Raw genomic sequence first — 20,691 nt, 5'->3', positions numbered from 1 at the left:
GAATGAATTATGAAAAAGAATTATATATATACAGTATTATTTAGCCTGGTTCTGTCTGCCTTTACAGTAAGCTGTTCAGAACCGGATGACGAAGTCACGACGGGAATATTTGACCGATTATTCTCACCGACAAATGTAGAAGCTGTTATCCAGAAAAAGACAAATGTAAAGTTTAAATGGACAGAAGTGACAAATGCCACATCATATACGATCGAGCTTTATGAAAATCAAGATATGACTTTCGAAGGTACTCCGAAAACATATGAAGGGATTACGGACAACACATATACTGTAGAAGGACTATTGGGTGAAACTCAATATACAGCAAGAATCAGAGCCTTGAGTGAAGAGATCAATGAATCAAAATGGTCGGCTGTTTCCTTCATGACAGAAGCAGAGAATATCTTCAATTCTGTGAAAGACGAAAATATAGAAGCACATGCAGTAACGCTTACATGGGATGCTATTGATGCAACGGCAACCAAAATCGTGCTGAGTGCAGATGGAAAAGCAGACATAACATATACTCTGAAAAGTACAGATATAGCCAACAAAAAGGCTTATATAGACGGACTGGAAGAAAGCACATCGTATACAGCCAAGTTATACAATGTAGATAAGCTCCGTGGTACCGTTACATTTAAAACAGCCATTGACTTTCAGGGAAAGACTCCTGTATATGAAGGTGATGATCTTGCTACCGTACTCGAAGGAGCAGCAGATGGTGCAAACATCGTTCTTGTATCCGGTTCGTTTGTTTTGGGAGATTATGCACTAAACAAATCTGTTATCATCAGCGGTTATGACAAGGCAAACATGCCTACCATCTATGGCCGCTTACAAGCTGAAGCCGGCGCTTCTTCCATAGAAATCAACAATGTAATTTTCCGTGGTGACACTCCGGGAGCAGAAGAGTTGGTTTCAAACTTCATAGAGTTGCAAGGTGGAGCTAATATTTCAACTTTAACAGTCAGCGGTTGCGAAATCAGAAACTATAAGAATCAGATTCTTTACTGTAATGTAACGGCAACTTTAGGAACAGCCTTGTTTGAGAACTGCTGGGCAGATAATATTACAGGTTCCGGTGGTGACGGCTTCGACCTTCGAGCCAATACGATATTAGGAACATTAACTATCCAAAACTCAACCTTTAGTAATGGTATACGTACCTTCCTACGTTGTAATATGACATCAGCTACTGTAAATGTAACCAATTGCACTTTCTACAAAGTATGCTCTTATGATGGCGGCAGCAATAATAATGGATTGTTCTTAATGGATAAGGTTTCTACTTCTACAGGCAAATTAACTGTTGAGAGATGTGTATTCTCCCAAATCGGTGTCGGAACATTAGGATACTGGGCAAAGAAGGGAAAGATGAAAGCTCAGGCTAGCTATTCTAAGAATTACTACCATAACAGTGCCAACCTATGGGATGCAACCAATGGACTTTATACAGACCCGTCAGCATGTAATGCTACAGAAATAGACCCTAAATTCACAAATCCTGAAAGTGGAGATTTCACTGTTGGAGCTGAAGATATCAAAGATTCCAAAGCTGGCGACCCTAGATGGATTAAAGAATAAATCTGATAATTAATAAACCCTAAGTGTCTGTTTCAGACACTGTATATAAAAAGATAGCGATGTCCGGATTCGAATATCGCTATCTTTTTATATTCTTCCAAAGAAGTGCATGATTCACTCCCGTCTTGTACATCATTCATCCAATTCTTATACATCTTTTCCTTAAATCTTCTATATCCTTGGAGTGACTCTAGTACATCATCATAACAACTCTTGTACTTCTTTCTATTTACTCTAATACAAATAAAAAGCCTGCTTGGCAGGCTAACAATGAAAGAATCAGCCACCTACTAAATAAAGTTGAAATCCAGGTATTCAGTTCTTTCAGTTATCTCCGCAAAAGCCCTATCAGAAGGAGATACAGCTGAAAGCAGTAGTCTCTGAAAAGAGGTTTCAGCATTCAGCTCTTTCAGTTTCAAAAACAGAGCCTGCGTTTGTTCCAATCAGAAGTTCTATTTACTAAAAGTAAAAGGTCTGTTTTACTTAAACAGAGGCTCTATTTATTCATCATATTTTCAGCGCTGTTTCTATCATTCTCACCTTATTTGTCAGCAAACTTTAGCTCGGAGGTCAGCAAGCCTAAGCCTACACGTCAGCGAGCCTTTGCCCGTACGTCAGTCAGCCTTTGCCTACATATCAACCAGCCTTTGTTCAGAATTTAAGATATACATAGCTTATCGACTATAAAAGCAGAAACTCAAACTATAAACCTGAAAGAACTGAAACCACGCCCCCCCGCTCAGAGCACGTCTACGCAAGGGTACGAAATGGTGCCTTCAGCCGCTATCACCTTCTATCAAGGCTTTTCCGAAGAAAGCTGAAACGGCTGAACGCTATTTATTCAATGAAACTTCTAAGGAGATAAAACTGCAAAAAGCTCCAATTACCGACCGACTTTCTCCCGATACTCTGTCGGAGTCATACCGACCTGCGCCTTAAAACATTTACTGAAATAACGCGGGTCATTGATACCGACCATATAAGAAATCTGAGTCATATTAAACTCTCCCGTTTCAATCAATTGTGCGGCACGCTTGATACGCATTTCCTTTATGAACTCGATAGGGGCCAGTCCCGTAAGCGTTTTTAGTTTCTTGAAGAACACCGAACGGCTGACAGCCAGTTCACGAACCAAATCATCCACTACCAATTCCCCGTTATCCATATTCTGCTCCATCAAATCAACCAGTTTATCCATAAATTTACGATCGTTAGGAGACATTTCCGGCATCACAGGCTCTTCCGCTGCAACACTATCGGGTTCAGCAGATGCATGACCTGCTAAAGTCTCCCCTTGAGCAACCGGAGTTTCAGACACCGTCACATGCGTCAGACTATCACGATAGAAATTTTGCAGTTTCTTACGCTGCATCAGCAGGTTCTCCACACGAGCCTGAAGATAAGTCGCACTAAAAGGCTTGGTAATATAATCATCCGCCCCATATTCCAGTCCTTCCAATTTACTTTCTATCGTCGTCTTGGCAGTAAGCAGGATAATAGGAATATGACTGGTCGTCATATCCGCACGAAGTTCACGCGTCATTTCGATACCGTCTTTCTCCGGCATCATGACGTCGCTGATAATAATATCCGGCAGATACTTCAAAGCCTTGCTCCATCCCTCCATACCCTCGGAAGCCTCTACCACCCGATAAGTTGAAGCGAAAATACTGCGCAGGAAGGAACGCAATTCCTGATTATCCTCTACCAGCAACATAAGCTCTTTCGAACTGCTTTCCTCAGCCTCTTCTTTGACAGCAGATACTTCCAGGTCCGGTGCATCTGCGATGGCAGCTTCTGTCTGAAGCGAAGAATTAGCGATATCCACAATACGTTCCATGCTCAGCGGAGCAACCGAATCTTCGAGAATAAATTCCACTGAACTATTATAATGCTCTTTGCCCTTCAGAAAGTCCACTTTAAAACAACTTCCCTCACCGAGCCGGCTGTCAACGGAAATCGTAGCCTTGTGCATCTCTACCAGTTCCTTCACCAAAGAAAGACCGATGCCGGAGCTTGCCTGATTGAAAATATTCTTGTCCACCAGGTTCTCAAAGCGTACAAAGAGAGACTTACGTTTATTTTCGGCAATACCAATCCCCTGATCCTGTACGCCGACAGACACCGTGCCCTCATCTTCACGGATAAAGACGGTGATCATTTTCCCATTAGGAGTATATTTAAACGCATTGGACAGAAGGTTAAACACAATCTTTTCAAACTTATCGGCATCCACCCAAAGATTCAAAGCCTCTTTCTCTGTCTGGAAAAGGAAATCGATGTTGTGTTCTTCCGCCACCGACTCAAAATTATCCATAATCTTGCGGACAAAGGCAACGACATTCAACTGTTGTACCTGCATCTTCATCTTCTTGTTCTGAATCTTACGAAAGTCCAGAATCTGATTGACCAGACGAAGCATACGGTTGGTATTCCGTTCGACCACTACCAGCTGTTCCCGTGCATCAGCCGGCAGTTTATCGTTCTTCAGAACTTGTTCCACCGGACCTGCAATCAATGTCAGAGGAGTACGGAGTTCATGGGATATATTCGTAAAGAAGCGCAGCTTGATATCAGAAATCTGTTGTTCTACAGACACCTCATGCTTCAACCGATAAATGGTAAACAGGATATAAACCGCAACAAAAATAATCAGCAGCACAAAGCAGACATACAGCACATACGCCAAAGGCGTCTCCCAGAAAGAAGGGAGAATCGTAATGTTCAAGATGCGCTCATTGTCCACCCACACCCCGTCACTATTGGTAGAACGGACACGGAATATATAATCTCCCTTCGGAAGGTTAGTATAAGTCACGCTTCTTTGCCGGTCGGCAAAAGTCCACTGCTTCTCGAAACCATCGAGAATGTATGCGTACTGTATGTTCTGCGGATTCGTATAATCGAGTGCAGCATACTGAACGGAAAAGATATTCTCATCATGAGAAAGCACCAGTTCCTGTGTATCATCCAAATCGACTTTCAATATGGACTTCTCTCCCGGAATTACATCTTCATTCGCTACCATCAACTTAGAAAAAACTACAGGAGGCACATAGCTACTCTTCCGGATAGAATCCGGAGTGAACATGAATAATCCGTTGCTGGTTCCAAACAACATATCTCCGCCGGATGTCAGCGTAGAAGCCGCTTCACTGAAACGGACACGGAAACTGATACTACGTTCATCGTAATTCTCAAAACGCTCGCCGGAAGGAACAAACTTACAGATTCCATTTTCCGTACTGATCCAAAGGTTCTGTTTATGATCTTCACGGATGGAAAGCAAGACGTCCGAAGAAAGTCCGTCGAGCACTGAGTAGGATTTAAATTCACCGTGACCGTTTTCGCTGATGGAAATCAGTTTATTCAGTCCCCCTCCGAAAGTAGCCAGATAGAGTTCCTTCTGCTGGGTAGCGATAATCCAATGCACGTCATTATTACTTAGACTCTTCGTATCGTTCGGGACACGCGAGAAGTGGTGGAACTGTATATCTTCCGGCTTTTTGAAATTCTCATCAAAGGCAACGGCGCCTGTGGTAGTACCTACCCAAAGGCGTCCGTTATTATCCGAAGTGATAAAACGTGCTTTGTAACAGACATCAATCGGATATCCTTTCAGATTATTCCGGTGGTTGATAAAGACGGTCTCTCCATGTTCTCCCTGGGAAATATAGTTGATACCGCCTGCAAAAGTAGCCGCCCAGATACGACCATGATGATCTTCATAAACACAATATACATTGTTGTCACTCAGACTGTACATATCGTTGGAGTCGTGCTGATAACGGGTCAGTTTATAAGACATACTTGTGGGAGAAATCTGTTCGGCACGCACCAGACCGTTTCCTTTGGTAGCAATCCAGATAATCCCTTTTGAATCCTGCATAATGAAATAGGCTGTACCCTCCATAGGTGTACCTGTCATCGAAATGGTTCCATTACCTGTCAGATGCCCTATGAATTTCCGGTTCGAGTCGTACAGGCGGATCATTCCGTCCTTCAGTCCGACCCACAAATTCCCCTGTTTATCTTCGCATACCGACCGCACTTCGTTGCTCAAAGATTCATATTCATGCGGAACGGGAGTCAGCATTGAAAACGGTACGTTGCGGAATGTTACTTTCTCCAGTCCTTTGGAGTGGGTACAAAGCCACAAATTCCCCTGTTTATCAGAAAAAGCGGCATGTATCTTGTTAGAAAAGCGCCAGTTGTTACTGCCCAAATCATCATAAAAAGGAACGAGACAGTTCCGGTCACGATCAAAATAGGAGAATCCTCCGCCATAAGGATGTACCCATATATGCCCGTGTACATCTTCATGGATATGAAAAGCGGGACGCGAACGATCGGCGTTACTATATTCCACCCGCATCTGCTCACGCCTTACCACGCCGGTGGCAGGATTAAAATGAACGACAACTCCCGGCTCTTCCTGTTCGAACCATACCTCTGACGTGCGGTCTACATAAGCCGAAAGAATCGGTTGTGCAGACAATTCCTTACAGGTCACGGGAGAATAATGCGTATGTTTGTTTGTCTTCAGGTTGCAAAGAAAGAACCCGTCCGAATCTGTTGTCACTACAGTATTGCCATTGCTCACGGTGTGTATAGAAGTAATGCGGGCTTTCGTCGGAAGTTCGAGCAGGCGAAACTCTCCGCCCTGTTTCTGATAACACCAGATTCTCCCTCTGTCTGAAGCAAAGCAGATATCGTCTTCACATTCCCGGACCGCATAAAATGCCTGATTCATGCCGTCTTGTTTCCCTTTCGTCTCCACAAAGAAGTTCACGGGTTGCTGCTCACCGGGGCGTATCATTCCCAAACCGTTATCAGTCAGCAGCCAGTGATTGCTGGCTTTGTCCTGATAGACCTGATAAAAGTGATCGGCAGGAAACAGACCGGACTTCGTTGAATAAATATCTGATTTCGTTGTATAATTCTTCTGAGGAAGCGTGACTACACGGATAGCTCCATCATGCTCCGTCAGCAGCCAGACCGTACCATCGGGCAATACCTGAATAGCGTGAATGTTGTATGTACTACCCTCTTCACCTGCTGCCGGAACCTGTTCGAACGTCTCCGTTTTCGGGTCAAAACGGTGGACACGGTTGTCATAAGTCAATAACCACAGAAAGCCGTACCGGTCTTCATACATCCGGTCGGCACGGTTATTGGTCAGACTGATGTAATTGCCCTGACGTGCTTTATAAGTTTTAAAGTTATAGCCATCAAAACGATTGATTCCATCCCATGTGGCAAACCAAAGGTTGTCTTTGTGATCCTGCAACATGCTCATCACCGTGTTTTGAGACAACCCATCCTCGGTAGAATAATGGGTGAAAAAACTGTGTTGTTGTGCCTGCACTACAGGCGCGGTCAGGCACAAAAGAATTAGATATAAGATTCTTTTTATCATTATTACACACATATATTGAATGGTGTAAAGATAATGATTTAGCTGAACTTACATCTATATTCAGTGTTTATTTAACAGAATCGTTCTCTTATTTTTGATCAAATAATGTTACTTTCCGATCCGGTCAGCGTTTCACTTCCACCATCCGATTTCCATTCTTTACCGGATTCCAGCCATCTTCACCTGCCAAAACCGTTTCCATCTCGTAGCCTTTCAGATTCTTCAGTTGACGAGAGAAAGCTGCGCGGGCTTTCGGATTGGCTCCCTCACCACGACTATCGTATTCGGCATAAAATACGGTTTTCTCCGCTTCTTTCTTTCCCCAGTTGTGCCAGCCTTCCGGAAGGATATGTTTGCCCAGTTCACAACGGATAAATACAGCCTGTGCATACGGACGCCACGGACGAGACAGATATACTTTGGCAACATCCGGATCAGCAGTCAACCGGCAATCATAAAAAACATATCCATACTTTTTGCCTTGATCTGTAGAGGGTGCCGTCACATAACCATCACGTTTGCTATGGATATGGCAACGATTGAATACGGCTACAGACCATCCGAAGATAAAGTCAACCGTTCCTTCGATATAGCAATCCTCGTAATATTGACGGCTGTGCTTGCCATACGTATAAAGGGTATCCTGATAACCGAGAAAACGACAATTCTTAAAGAACGCACGGTCGGCAGATACAAAACAGGCTACCGCCTGTCCTACCGGTCCTGCCGAGTTTTCAAAAGTGATGTTCTCCGCATAGAAATCGGGAGCATAAATGTAGCAACTCGACGATCCCGAAGTTCCCATATTCTCACCAAACACATTTTTCTTATTGGCAAAGTCATCATTTGTCAGTACCGCACCGTCCTCTCCTATCAGAGAGATATTTATTTTGGATTCCGGAATAATAATCTTCTCTTTATAAGTGCCTTTACGGACCAAGATAGTAGTACGCACATTCTTGCGAAAATCGGGTACTGCATTTATCGCTTCCTGCACTGTGAAAAAATCACCTGTTCCGTCTTGTGCCACTACGTAATCATAATGACGGACATATTTTGCCAGTTCCGGTATTTCTTTTGCGATGGCATCTACAGTCAGCCCGGCGATAGTCCGTGCTCCGTACACATTCAAATGGGTATTATCTTCCCGGCCTTTCGGGAAAGCCGGAACTTTTTCAGGTTCGACAAACATAAACAACTTCTTCGACTCTGCGGGGCCCAGTCCCTGCACCAGATCATGGGTAATTTTGTTCATATCGATAAACGCTACTCCCATCTCTTTTGCCACATTACGCGGAGAATCAAGGTAGGCACCGTGCGTATCGTACAAGACGTTTCCTTCTTTCGGCAGTTCCTGTTCACCCGGAGCACGACGGGCATCTGTGGCAATCGAGGCATCTTCCGGCTGTACAAAATTACGACGAACAATGGAGTTGAACAACACAGGAATCCCTCCTTTGGCACGAGTTTCATTGACGAAACGACGGAGATTGTCATCAAAGGTCGTTCCCGGATCAGTATGGCGTGCAGAATCAGCCTTTTCATCATTGTGTCCGAACTGGATAAAGACATAATCTCCCTTCTTTACCTGAGAAATCACTTTTGCCCATCGGCCTTCAGATATGAAACTTTTGGAACTGCGGCCATTGGCGGCATGATTATCAACACGTATATCTTCTGAGAAAAATCCGGGGAGCACCATACACCAGCCGCGTTCGGGATTTCCACCGTACAGATTTTTGTTAGCCATCGTAGAATCACCTATCGTAAAGATGGTCAATACAGGTTTATCCGCACGAAAAGCGGAGAAAAGGATAAATACTATAAGCAGTAATAGCAGTCTGTTTTTCATAATCTTATTTTGTTGGCTCAAAATCAAAGTTCCCTTATGACTTCTATTTAACGTGAATTCGATATAAATTTGAGTAACTCAATTCTCCTCCTTCCAAAATGCGGATTACTCTTATATCGAACTGATGTTATTTATAAGGATCCAATTACTGCATTCCTTAAATATATTCTGCGGAGTATATTGCACCGCTTCTTTATCAGTCAGTTGTTTAGCCCATTTCACACGTCCGGAAGCATCCGCACCTTCACCCGTGTTTTTAAATTCAGCGTAACGGGCAGTCTTTTCGTTTTCCGGATTCTTCCAGTTGTGCCAGCCTTCCGAACGGATATGTCCGCCAAACTCGCAATTAATAAAAGCCGTAGCAGCATAAGGTCTCCAAGGACGTCCCAGATAGACTTTCTTGATACCGGGAGCGGCTGTCAGCTTACAGTTCTTGAAAACATAACCAAACTCCACCTCCTTCGGAGTAGAAGCCGCGGTAATATATGAATCGCGTTTGCTATGCAATTCGCAATATTCAAACAAAGCTGTAGAAGGGCCGAAGATGAAGTCTGTAGTTCCTTCAATATAGCAGTTAGTAAATAACAGGCGGCTACCCTCCGATCCTGTATAAATAGTATCCTGATTTCCCAGAAAACGACAGCCGACAAACATCAGCCTGTCTCCTTCGGTATGGAGCGCAACTGCCTGCCCCAAAGGAGCGGCATTGTTCTCAATGGTCAGATTCTTAAAAGTAATGTCACTTCCTTCTACCTTTACAGTATAAGTGCGGAAAGTGCCCATTTTATTGATATTGGCATGATCATCATACGTGATGATCGTCTTTTCGGCATCTTCGCCTACCAGCTGCACGTTCTTCACCCATGAAGGAATCACCAGTTTTTCTTTGTATATACCATTCTTTATAAATATAGTCACCGTATAATCCATAAAAGCACGTACCGCTTCCACGGCTTCCTGAATATCCCGATATTTTCCCGTTCCGTCTCGTGACACGACTATTGTGTCTTGCTTTTGCTGTTGTGCACAGGCCAAAGTTCCTCCTGAACAAAGCAGAAGAAACAACGCCATTCCTTTCAAAATACTCCTTTTCATCGATAGAATTTACTTTTGCAAACGTTCGTATTCCAGACTTGCCATAATAAATGGTCCTACTGCTTTCGGGTCGTTATTACGGATTGTTTCATTTATATAATAGTCATAATCGCCGGAACGATAAACCTTCCCTCCCAGCCCTGCTACCGCACAGGCTTTCGTTATAGTCACCACTCCATCTTTATCCACTTCAATAAAATTTTTCAGAAAACCTTCATAACCAGCCTTTGCTACATCCAGATAAGACGGATCGATATATCCCATACGTACTGCCTTAAACAGGCTGTATATGAACATTGCCGAACAGGATGATTCCAGATAATTACCCTTGTCACCGCTTCTGTCCATCACCTGATACCATCCACCGGTCTCCGGATCTTGCAGTTTCTTTACCTGAACCGCTACATTATCCAAGATTGCAAGCAACGAATCTCTTCCGGCCTCATGCTTCGGAATAAAATCAAGCACATCTACCAACGCCATCGCATACCAGCCTAATGCACGTCCCCAACAATGTTTTGACTGTCCTGTCACCGGATCGGCCCAGCGCTCCGTGCGACTTACATCACACGCATGACGATAAAGACCATTCTTCGGATCATACGTATGACGGGCACAGGTAATAAACTGATTTATGACGTCTGCATAATCCTGCGGGCGATTATTACGGAAAGCATATTCTGCATAAAAAGGAGCTCCCATATAAAGTCCGTCCAGCCACATCTGATGCGGATATATCTTTTTATGCCAGAATCCTCCGTCTTCATTACGAGGTTGTCCGGCAAACTGGCTATAGAGCAAGTCTAATGCCTTCTTATACTTTTCATCCTTGGTCTGCTCATAGATACGAAACAGGATTTTTCCGGAATTGATACGGTCCAGACTGTAATCGGTCAATTTGTATGCAGTAATACTTCCATCCTCATGCACCATCGTATCTGCATAAGCAATTGCATAATCTCGTATTTTCTTGTCGCCATAAGTATCGTATACATCAAGCATCGCCCCCAATTCCAGTCCGTGGCAATAGTCCCATTTCAGTCTGGGCTGAAAATCAAGCTGCCAGGATTCCGGGCAACGGATCATCTCCGATTCAGTCATCCGCACCGACCAAGGCAGTTTTTCATCCACCTGCTGCGCCGACAGTGAAATGGTGCTTGACATTATTATTACTAATATCAAAAATTTATAAAAAGAGCTTCGTCTCATGGTTTATTGTTTTAAGGATTATACATGCTATTTTTTCATGCTACGAAAGTAGTGTATTTCCTCCAAACAGAGTGGGATTTTTTAGTTAAGAAGGTGTATTTTTTGTTTTTCGTGCACGGAAACGACTAATTTTGTGCACGTAAACGTCAAAAATGTCCATTTTTGATGCATTAACTGATAAATTAAGAGTTTCGTTTTGGAATAAAGCGGAAAAGGTCGTACTTTTGGCACGGTTTACAACTAATACCCTCTGGGGAAACACAGTAATTTATCATTAAAAACAGAGAAAAAATAGAACAGAATGGAAGAAGTATTCAAGTACATTATCGGTCTGGGAGCGGCAGTAATGATGCCGATCATTTTCACAATTTTAGGAGTATGTATCGGTATTAAACTCCCCAAAGCGCTCAAAAGCGGTTTGTTGGTGGGAGTCGGTTTCGTCGGCTTATCTGTAGTCACAGCCTTGTTGACCAGTAGTCTTGGTCCGGCATTAAGTAAAATGGTAGAAATCTACGGATTGGAACTCGGTATTTTCGACATGGGATGGCCTTCGGCAGCAGCAGTTGCCTATAATACCTCGGTCGGCGCTTTCATTATCCCTGTTTGTCTGGGAGTAAACCTGTTAATGCTACTGACCAAAACAACCCGTACTGTTAATATTGACCTTTGGAACTACTGGCACTTCGCATTTATCGGGGCTATCGTATACTTCGCCTCCGATAGTATTTTCTGGGGATTTTTCGCCGCTATCATTTGCTACATTATAACGTTGGTAATGGCAGACATGACTGCTCCTGCTTTTCAGAAGTTCTATGATAAGATGGACGGTATCTCTATCCCGCAGCCTTTCTGCCAGAGCTTCGTTCCGTTCGCGATTGTAATCAACAAGCTTTTAGATAAAATTCCGGGATTCGACAAACTGAATATCGACTCTGAAGGAATGAAGAAGAAATTCGGTCTGATGGGTGAACCGTTATTCCTGGGTATCGTGATTGGTTGCGGTATCGGAGCTTTGGGCTGTGCCAGCTGGAAAGAAGTACTGGACGGCATTCCGGGTATCCTTGGATTGGGTATCAAAATGGGAGCGGTTATGGAGTTGATTCCACGTATCACCAGCCTTTTCATTGAAGGTTTGAAACCTATCTCTGATGCAACCCGCGAACTCATCGCTAAAAAATATAAGAATAATACAGGTCTGAGCATCGGTATGAGCCCTGCACTGGTTATCGGTCACCCGACTACTCTGGTTGTATCTCTGCTTTTGATCCCGGTTACTATCTTCCTTGCAGTGATCCTTCCGGGTAACCGTTTCTTACCGCTGGCTTCTCTGGCCGGTATGTTCTACCTATTCCCGATGATTCTGCCCATCACCAAAGGTAATGTGGTGAAATCATTCATCATCGGACTGGTAGCATTGATCGTAGGTCTGTACTTCGTAACAGAACTGGCAGGATTCTTCACGATGGCTGCCAAAGACGTATATGCCGCTACGGGTGACCCGACAGTAAATATCCCCGCCGGCTTCGAAGGCGGAGCGCTCGACTTTGCATCCAGCCTCTTCTGCTGGGGTATCTTCCACCTGACTTACAGTCTGAAGATTATCGGTCCTGCCATCCTCGTAGCCCTTGCACTGGGAATGGCAGTCTACAACCGTATCCGCATGAAAAGAAATGATGCGAAAAACGCAGCTAACGATTAAATATAAGTATAATCCAAATAAAGATTCGAAAGATGAAAAAATTAGCAATTGCAATGATGATGGGTATCGCAGCTATGTCTGCTTCTGCCCAGGTAAATTACAAGATGCAGGTGGCTTGCAATCCGCAAGACGTGAAAACGTATGATACAAACCGCCTGCGTAGTAGCTTCCTGATGGAAAAAGTAATGGTTCCTGATCAAATCAACGTGACTTATTCCATGTACGACCGCCTCATCTTTGGTGGTGCCGTACCTGCAACAAAAGAGCTGGTACTTGAAACTATCGATCCGCTGAAAGCTAAGTATTTCCTCGAACGTCGCGAACTGGGTGTTATCAACATTGGCGGCGAAGGTATCGTAACTGTTGACGGCAAGGAATATACGCTGAACTTCAAAGATGCATTGTATGTAGGCAGAGGCAAGCAGAAAGTTACTTTCAAGAGCAAAGATGCCAGCAAACCTGCAAAATTCTATATCAACTCCGCTACTGCCCACAAGGAGTACAAAACTCAGTTGATCACCATCGACGGACGCAAAGGTTCTCTGAAAGCAAATTCTTTCGCGGCAGGAAAGATGGAAGAAAGCAACGACCGCGTTATCAACCAGCTGATTGTTAACAACGTACTTGAAGAAGGTCCTTGCCAACTGCAAATGGGATTGACTGAACTGAAACCGGGTAGTGTATGGAACACCATGCCGGCACATACTCACACTCGTCGTGTGGAAGCATATTTCTACTTCAACGTACCGGAAGGCAACTCCATCTGCCACTTCATGGGCGAACCTCAGGAAGAACGTATCGTATGGATGCAGAACGAACAAGCTATCATGTCACCGGAATGGTCGATCCACGCAGCTGCCGGAACCAGCAACTATATGTTCATCTGGGGTATGGCCGGTGAAAATCTTGACTATGGCGACATGGATAAAATCAAATATACAGAAATGCGCTAATCTTTGCGCAGCTCTTTAGCACATATCAAGTGATCCGAAAAACTTCATTCTTTCCTCGAAACGGGGAGAGAATGAAGTTTTCCGGATTTGTCATATTCTTCCCCCAAAGAGACCAAATTGTTACGATAATACATTACTATGTACAAATAATATGTATAATGCAACGAATTATACATGATTTTGACCAATTATTACAAAAAAAATCCAGCTGAAATACCGACCTTTGTCAGCAAATCAAAATCTATTTAAATCCATTATCATGAATGCATTTCAAAAAACAGGCGAAAAAATGACAAACTACAGATGGACGATCTGTGCGATGCTATTTTTTGCTACTACAGTTAACTATCTCGACCGCCAGGTACTATCGCTCACCTGGGATGAATTTATCAAACCGGAATTTCACTGGGATGAATCACACTACGGTACTATCACTTCCGTATTTTCTATTGTTTACGCAATATGTATGCTCTTTGCCGGTCGTTTTGTGGACTGGATGGGAACGAAGAAAGGATTCCTCTGGGCTATCGGCGTATGGTCTGCCGGTGCCTGCCTGCACGCAGTCTGTGGTATTGTAACAGAAGCGCAGGTAGGACTGCACAGTGCTGCCGAACTTGCCGGAGCCACCGGAGACGTGGTGGTAACCATCGCTACTGTCAGTATGTACTGCTTCCTGGCTGCACGCTGTATACTTGCTCTCGGAGAAGCCGGTAACTTCCCCGCCGCTATTAAAGTAACTGCCGAGTACTTCCCGAAGAAAGACCGTGCTTATGCTACTTCCATCTTCAACGCCGGTGCTTCTATCGGTGCCTTGATCGCTCCGCTCACCATTCCTATCCTTGCCAAAGCTTTCGGTTGGGAAATGGCGTTTATCGTTATTGGTGGACTTGGTTTTATCTGGATGGGCTTCTGGGTATTTATGTATGATGCTCCTTCAAAGAGCAAGCACGTAAACAAAGCCGAACTTGAATATATCGAACAAGACCAGAATGAGGCCGGTGCAGGTCCGAAAACAGAGGAGAAAGACGAGAAAAAGATGAGATTCTGGCAATGTTTCAGCTACAAACAAACTTGGGCATTTGTCTTCGGTAAATTTACCACTGACGGTGTATGGTGGTTCTTCCTGTTCTGGACCCCGTCTTACCTGAACTCCCAATTCGGTATCAAAACTTCCGATCCTCTGGGAATGGGACTTATCTTCACGCTTTACGCAATCACGATGTTATCCATCTACGGTGGCAAGCTTCCTACTATCTTCATCAACAAGACCGGCATGAACCCTTATGCGGCACGTATGAAAGCAATGTTGATTTTCGCATTCTTCCCGTTAGTGGTATTGCTGGCACAGCCATTGGGAACATTCTCTCCGTGGTTCCCCGTGATCCTGATCGGTATCGGCGGAGCTGCCCACCAGTCGTGGTCGGCCAATATCTTCTCTACAGTAGGTGATATGTTCCCCCGAACAGCGATTGCAAGTATCACCGGTATCGGTGGTATGGCCGGTGGTATCGGTTCAATGATTCTTCAGAAAGTGGCAGGTAACTTATTTGTATATGCTTCCGGAACAACTATGGTTGACGGTAAAGAAGTGGAAATGACGAAAGAACTGCTGGAACAAGGATCACAGTTTGTACATCCTGCGATGACATTCATGGGCTTCGAAGGCAAGCCTGCCGGTTACTTTGTAATCTTCTGCGTATGCGCAGTAGCTTACCTGATCGGTTGGGTTATTATGAAAGCACTGGTTCCTAAATATAAACCTATCGTATTGGATTAATCCGATATAATTATATAGAATAAAAAACAGGAGGGCACTCAGCATGAGTTTGTCCTCCTGTTTTTTTAACCAATTATTTATTCAAAAAGTTCCAAAAACAAAAAAGCCTCTTCTCACGAAGAAGGCTTTTTAGGTTTACTTATTCTTCATAGCCATCCTGTACTATTTTACAAAATATCTTGCACATTCAAACAATGAAGGATAGTAAACGTTAAGATGAAAAAAAGGGAAGTCTCACGACTTCCACAATTCTTCTAACCTTAAATCTAAATCTCTATGAAAAAAACGTATTGCAAAGATAGGGGTTTGTTCAACAAATAGGTGTTAATGAATTGCATAAAGAGAGAATAAAAACTAACGTCTGCAAAAATTATGCAATATTCCGGAGGCTCTCTATTAATTTTAATAAACTTTTATAGAGTGGATTACGCTCCAACAGCGTCGGCACACCTGTCAGCAGCATCTGTTTTCTTGCACGTGTCAAGGCAACGTTCAGTTTCCGGTCAATCAGAATTCCGTCTTCTTCTGTCAGATTGGAAAGAAATTTCAACTGATACGGATAGTTCACACAGAATGAATAAATAATCACATCGCGTTCACTTCCCTGAAAACGTTCTACAGTGTCAATCAATATCTGATTCAGTTCGGAAATGCCGAGAGCTTCTATTTCCTTCTTGATTAAAGCTATCTGACTGCGATATGGAGTAATGATCCCCAATGTGCGGGAGGCGTCAAATGCTTTCGAATGTTCTTTATAGATAGTTGCGGCCAGACGAGCAGCAATCTTTGCTTCCGAATGGTTTGTTTTAGCAGAAGAACCCATCGGTTCGGGCTGCGAAGGATAGAAAGACAGCCGGTTGATATTTCCGGAATCTTCCAGTTGATGCGGCAGTCCGACAGGCAGCAGCCGACCTTCATAGAAAGCTTGATTGGCGAACAGAGCCACTTCGGGGTGCATACGTCCCTGACGGCAGAGCATATCGTAAGTACGATGGGCATCGGTATGCTGACGGGCTGTGCGATACAGTCTTTCAAACAGAGAATCTTTCAAGTTCTTCAGTCCGACAGCAGACAGGGCTTCATCGTATACTTCCGATTGTTCCGTATTCTGCAAGACGACAGCCGGAAGTTGCTTATGATCGCCTATCAGGATAAATTTGCCAACGCCCTCTTTTCCGTTTTCTCCTTTGGCACAAAGTATACCCAACAACTGAGGTTCCAGTATCTGAGTAGCCTCATCTACAATAGCCACATCGAAATGCTTCAATCGGAAAAGTTCCGGTTTGCCGGAGATAGACGCTACTGTACCGACTAATATACGACAGCGGTTAATACGTTCGCAAACCTCTGTACGACGCATACAGGTAGCAAGTTCATTCTCTATCAAATGATCCCGATAGTTCTCGTCACATGAAAAGCTCGCTTCCCACACGAATGAAATCTACTTCCGGACGAATGGAAGAAAGTGCTTTACAGATTTCATCTACGGCACGGTTAGTGTACGAGAGCAATAAAATTTGGGCTCCTTCCTCTTTATAAAAGGTTTCGACCATCTTCTTCAGTGCACAAGACGTTTTACCAGTTCCCGGAGGCCCTACCAGCAGAAAATAGTCCTTTGCTGCTTTCGCTTTCAAAGCAATACGAGTAAAGTCATCGGCAGCTTCGGCTATCTGCTTATCCAATGCCACATCAAATTGCGGCTCCCGTTGAGAGAGCAGCAAATCACGACGCTCTTTTGTAGCAGACATAAAAGCATAAAGTCCCTGGTACATGCTACGGAAAGTAGTATCCATCGCATCGTGCTCAATAGCATAGAGGCTATCAGACGGAAGTACGGAGGAATTCTGCTGGGTAGCACGCAGACGGATGCAGATTTCATTCTCGTTCAGATAGTCGATATTGCCTTTGAATACCATCTTGTTGGTGACGTTATCCGTATCCGCATTCCGTTCGTAAAGCACGATGGCATCGCCCTGACGGAAGTTAGGGAGGGTGTGCTGCGCATCATCCGCCACCGTTCTCTGAAGTTCTCCGGACGGTACCAGCAACAGGTGGGATTTATGTTCGTCGGCTGCGTGATTCTCTTTAATTCTTAAATCATAGATGATCTCCCCCGATTCGCATTTCTCCGCCAAAGTGGAAAGCCATAAAGAAGCGGCTCCTGTACGTCCCTCATAATCCACATCACCGGACTTGGACGTATAAAGTTCCTTCGTTATAAAATTATAGAGTGCATAGAAGTAGCTTTTCTCTAAAGTGGAGAGAGATTTCAACTTCTCATGGAAATTATCGATAGAAGGGCGCAGATACGTCTCCCAAAAACGTCCCGACAATCCCCGCTCGTTTAGTACCGAGGCTTTTATTTCTTCCAGTTTTTGTGACGTATATTCCAGGCTGTTCCGCAACTGGATGCCATATTCATCCGCTACAATCCGGTTGCGCAGATCGATCACACGGCGGACCATTGCCCATGAAGGACGGGAAGGATAAAGCAACGGATAGCGTGTATAGAGCAGATAAGCCTTTACCTTCCGGTGATCCATCCCCATCGAATATTGCAGAACTGCCTGATAAAGCAGCATCTGCACCTTATTATTCTCTTTCGGTTCCACTTTTCCGCGAATCGCATATTCGTCAGCCTTTCCCGATTTCATTTCGATGAAAGAAGACATATCGCGCTGCATATAGTCGAGCCGCCCTTGCAGGCCGAGCGCTTCACATATATAAGAAGGTTCGAGCACGGCATCCGTCTTGTCCAGTTCGTAGCCGGCGGCATGAAAAGTATCATTCACCGTCTCACGGATATGATCAAAATGGAGTTTGCAGTCATCAAAGAACTGACGTTCCTTCTCCCGATCACGCAGGTCGGCACAAGCAGCCAGTTCAATCGGATAACGCCGGAAAGCTTTCTGCATACATTTCAGATAATCCACCTCCCCTTCCGCATGTATCCACTCATCGAGGAAAAGGTTGGCTATATTTCCTAAAAGCAACGGGCGTGCATTCTCTATCGGCTGAAGACGGGAAAGGAAATAGTTTGCCGGATGATGTCCATAATCACGGTAACATTCTGCCAATGAACTGATATCAAGCAGATAATCCGGTTCAAGGACAATGAACGAAGGGGTCAGAATTCCTGCTTCGTCAACAGCGACATCCAGCAAGTTGAGTTGTGCATGGCGCCAGAGCAACTGACAGGTTTCCGCAAATTCTTCATTGATCTGAGGAATATTGTAACGGACACGCAACGATTCGTCAGCTATTTCATCCAAAGGAGTCACATACAGATACTGCTCGTCGGAATACTGGAAACAGACGCGCATCCGCTGCACCTGCTTGTGTGCTGGAGGAGCTACGATATAAGTTGCATCCGTCCGGGGAAGCAAACGATACAGTTCCTGTGGAATATCTTCCTCAAAAAGTTTACGGATGAAGAAAGCCAGCGTTTTCGCATCCCGCAGAAGGTGTTCGCGGGTAGGTTCCTGTTGTCGGTTCAGAATGGCATTGGAGGTCAGTCGGAAGGTATGCAGTCTGTTTTGCTCCGCTACAGAAAGCCCCACTTTGGCCGCTACAAAACTAATTCGTGCGGAAAGATCGGTCATCTGCAGACTACCGTTGTGCATATGTAGGCGGCAAAGCCTTTCCAGCAAGTCGCGCATCTGTTTGTAGCCAATAGTCAGCTGCAAATGATCCGCCTTACAAACGGCTAAAAGAATTTCATAAGATTCTCTTCCTTCATTTTCCATACGACAAAAGGGATATTATAAAAATTACATGTGTGTGTCAAAAGTCAGCCTCAATTGAGTTACTATCGACTTTTGACACACACTTGGGGAAACGAACGATAAATAATTGGCTTATCAGACTTTTGCCACGCCTTCTTCTTCCTCTTCTTCTTCCAACTCAGGAACTTCCTTCTTATCCTTTATCATCAGAATACTCATTTCATAGAGCAGATAAAGCGGAATAGCCACAACACTCAGTGTGAACGGGTCGCCCGTCGGAGTGATGATAGCGGCAGCTATTACGATAATGACAACTGCATGACGGCGATATTTGCGCAGGAAAGACTTATTGACGACTCCCAGCAAAGACAACAACCAAGTCACCAGCGGAAGTTCAAAAGCCAGTCCCATACAGAGAATCAGCATCATAAAGTTATCGATATACGAATTGAGCGACAGAATATTTTCGACTTCCGAACTCAGCTGATAGGTAGAGAGGAAACGGAGTGTCAGCGGATATACCATAAAGTATCCCATAAGCACCCCGATAAAGAACATACCGGTTCCTATGGTCAAGGCTTTCCTGACTCCTTTCCGCTCATTCGGATAAAGGGCCGGATTGATAAAACGCCAGACCTCAAAGAAAATATAGGGCATAGCCGTCACTACCGACATCCAGAAAGCTGTCGACATATGTATAAAGAAAGGAGCTGCCAAATTGATATTGACAAGCTTCACCTTAAACTCCTGCGTAAAAAATTCATCAGTCAAATCGAATTTCTGACCGATAAAGCGTAGTAAGTCGTAAAATACAAAATCATTATGGCAAGGCGCCAGTATTACATGGTCGAACAAATAAGGCATCGCTACGAAATAGCCGATTGCCAATACAAACCAGACTCCGATAACACGAAAAAGTACCCGACGCAACTCATCCAAATGATCCCAGAAGGTCATTTCTGCCATTGCTTATTATTTCTTAGCTGAATCTGCCGGTGCGTCGATTTCGTCTTTTGCCTTATTGATTTCTTCTTTTGCCTCGTTCACACCATCTTTAAAGCTCTTTACTCCTTTACCTAAGCCACGCATCAGTTCGGGTATCTTCTTACCACCGAAAAGGAGAAGAATAACAAGAGCAATAATGATCCATTCAGAGCCACTAGGCAAAAAGCCTAATAATAATAAGTTTGTCATATGTTTATTAATTATAGAGGTTTATTAGTTGGTGCAAATATAAAGAAAAACGGCAGACTATAAAAGAAAAACAGGAAACTATAAACAGGAAACGGGAAATAATTTAAGTATACCCGTTATCATTTACCGCCCATTTACCCATCGTTAACCTTTATAGTCTTCCATTCACTATTCTACTACA

Annotated in this window: 10 protein-coding genes and 1 pseudogene; 4 read left to right on the top strand and 7 right to left on the bottom strand. The window is 44.0% G+C overall.

The annotated features are described in order from the left end of the window. Positions 1-9 precede the first annotated feature (9 nt). Positions 10-1,587, top strand: coding sequence for a DUF5123 domain-containing protein (locus HMPREF9007_RS16410; protein ID WP_008760994.1), 1,578 nt, complete (start codon positions 10-12; stop codon positions 1,585-1,587). Between the two features lie 883 nt (positions 1,588-2,470). Here the strand turns inward: HMPREF9007_RS16410 and HMPREF9007_RS16415 are convergent. The 4 genes from HMPREF9007_RS16415 to HMPREF9007_RS16430 form a co-directional block, all read right to left on the bottom strand. Then, on the bottom strand, positions 2,471-7,006 hold the full coding sequence (locus HMPREF9007_RS16415) for a two-component regulator propeller domain-containing protein (protein ID WP_008760993.1): 4,536 nt from the start codon (positions 7,004-7,006) through the stop codon (positions 2,471-2,473). Between the two features lie 124 nt (positions 7,007-7,130). Beyond that, a complete protein-coding gene (locus HMPREF9007_RS16420) occupies positions 7,131-8,858 on the bottom strand; it encodes a pectinesterase family protein (protein ID WP_008760992.1) in 1,728 nt (575 codons plus the stop codon). Positions 8,859-8,969: 111 nt separating this feature from the next. Then, positions 8,970-9,953, bottom strand: coding sequence for a pectinesterase family protein (locus tag HMPREF9007_RS16425; RefSeq protein ID WP_008760991.1), 984 nt, complete (start codon positions 9,951-9,953; stop codon positions 8,970-8,972). A 9-nt stretch (positions 9,954-9,962) separates the two neighbouring features. After that, positions 9,963-11,162 carry a glycoside hydrolase family 88 protein gene (locus HMPREF9007_RS16430; protein ID WP_008760990.1) on the bottom strand — a complete coding sequence of 400 codons (1,200 nt, stop codon included), beginning with the start codon at positions 11,160-11,162 and terminating at the stop codon, positions 9,963-9,965. Positions 11,163-11,463: 301 nt separating this feature from the next. Between HMPREF9007_RS16430 and HMPREF9007_RS16435 the strand changes: the two genes are divergently transcribed. The 3 genes from HMPREF9007_RS16435 (at position 11,464) to HMPREF9007_RS16445 (ending at position 15,591) form a co-directional block, all read left to right on the top strand. Further along, the gene (locus HMPREF9007_RS16435; protein WP_008760989.1) at positions 11,464-12,861 is read left to right on the top strand and encodes a PTS transporter subunit IIC; all 1,398 of its coding nucleotides are present in this window, start codon (positions 11,464-11,466) and stop codon (positions 12,859-12,861) included. A 32-nt stretch (positions 12,862-12,893) separates the two neighbouring features. Further along, entirely contained in the window at positions 12,894-13,814 is a 921-nt protein-coding gene (gene kduI / locus HMPREF9007_RS16440) for a 5-dehydro-4-deoxy-D-glucuronate isomerase (RefSeq protein WP_008760988.1), read from the top strand. 259 nt (positions 13,815-14,073) lie between these two features. Beyond that, positions 14,074-15,591, top strand: a complete 1,518-nt coding sequence (locus HMPREF9007_RS16445) for an MFS transporter (RefSeq protein WP_008760987.1) — start codon at positions 14,074-14,076, stop codon at positions 15,589-15,591. A 370-nt stretch (positions 15,592-15,961) separates the two neighbouring features. Here the strand turns inward: HMPREF9007_RS16445 and HMPREF9007_RS16450 are convergent. The 3 genes and pseudogenes from HMPREF9007_RS16450 to tatA form a co-directional block, all read right to left on the bottom strand. Then, positions 15,962-19,337 (bottom strand): annotated as a pseudogene (locus HMPREF9007_RS16450) (AAA domain-containing protein). 114 nt (positions 19,338-19,451) lie between these two features. Next, the gene (gene tatC / locus HMPREF9007_RS16455; protein WP_008760986.1) at positions 19,452-20,282 is read right to left on the bottom strand and encodes a twin-arginine translocase subunit TatC; all 831 of its coding nucleotides are present in this window, start codon (positions 20,280-20,282) and stop codon (positions 19,452-19,454) included. Between the two features lie 6 nt (positions 20,283-20,288). Continuing rightward, positions 20,289-20,510 (bottom strand): twin-arginine translocase TatA/TatE family subunit, encoded by a 222-nt coding sequence (gene tatA, locus HMPREF9007_RS16460; RefSeq protein ID WP_008760985.1) that lies wholly within the window; start codon positions 20,508-20,510, stop codon positions 20,289-20,291. Between the last annotated feature and the right edge of the window lie 181 nt (positions 20,511-20,691).

The sequence above is a fragment of the Bacteroides sp. 1_1_14 genome (genome assembly GCF_000162515.1).
GTDB lineage: Bacteria > Bacteroidota > Bacteroidia > Bacteroidales > Bacteroidaceae > Bacteroides > Bacteroides thetaiotaomicron.
This window is presented reverse-complemented; position numbering and strand designations above follow the sequence as displayed.

Bases quoted from the DNA above. Each gene is read 5' to 3' on its own strand.
- HMPREF9007_RS16410 (WP_008760994.1), top strand. From the start codon at position 10: ATGAAAAAGAATTATATATATACAGTATTATTTAGCCTGGTTCTGTCT.
- HMPREF9007_RS16415 (WP_008760993.1), bottom strand. From the start codon at position 7,006: ATGATAAAAAGAATCTTATATCTAATTCTTTTGTGCCTGACCGCGCCT.
- HMPREF9007_RS16420 (WP_008760992.1), bottom strand. From the start codon at position 8,858: ATGAAAAACAGACTGCTATTACTGCTTATAGTATTTATCCTTTTCTCC.
- HMPREF9007_RS16425 (WP_008760991.1), bottom strand. From the start codon at position 9,953: ATGAAAAGGAGTATTTTGAAAGGAATGGCGTTGTTTCTTCTGCTTTGT.
- HMPREF9007_RS16430 (WP_008760990.1), bottom strand. From the start codon at position 11,162: ATGAGACGAAGCTCTTTTTATAAATTTTTGATATTAGTAATAATAATG.
- HMPREF9007_RS16435 (WP_008760989.1), top strand. From the start codon at position 11,464: ATGGAAGAAGTATTCAAGTACATTATCGGTCTGGGAGCGGCAGTAATG.
- kduI (WP_008760988.1), top strand. From the start codon at position 12,894: ATGAAAAAATTAGCAATTGCAATGATGATGGGTATCGCAGCTATGTCT.
- HMPREF9007_RS16445 (WP_008760987.1), top strand. From the start codon at position 14,074: ATGAATGCATTTCAAAAAACAGGCGAAAAAATGACAAACTACAGATGG.
- tatC (WP_008760986.1), bottom strand. From the start codon at position 20,282: ATGGCAGAAATGACCTTCTGGGATCATTTGGATGAGTTGCGTCGGGTA.
- tatA (WP_008760985.1), bottom strand. From the start codon at position 20,510: ATGACAAACTTATTATTATTAGGCTTTTTGCCTAGTGGCTCTGAATGG.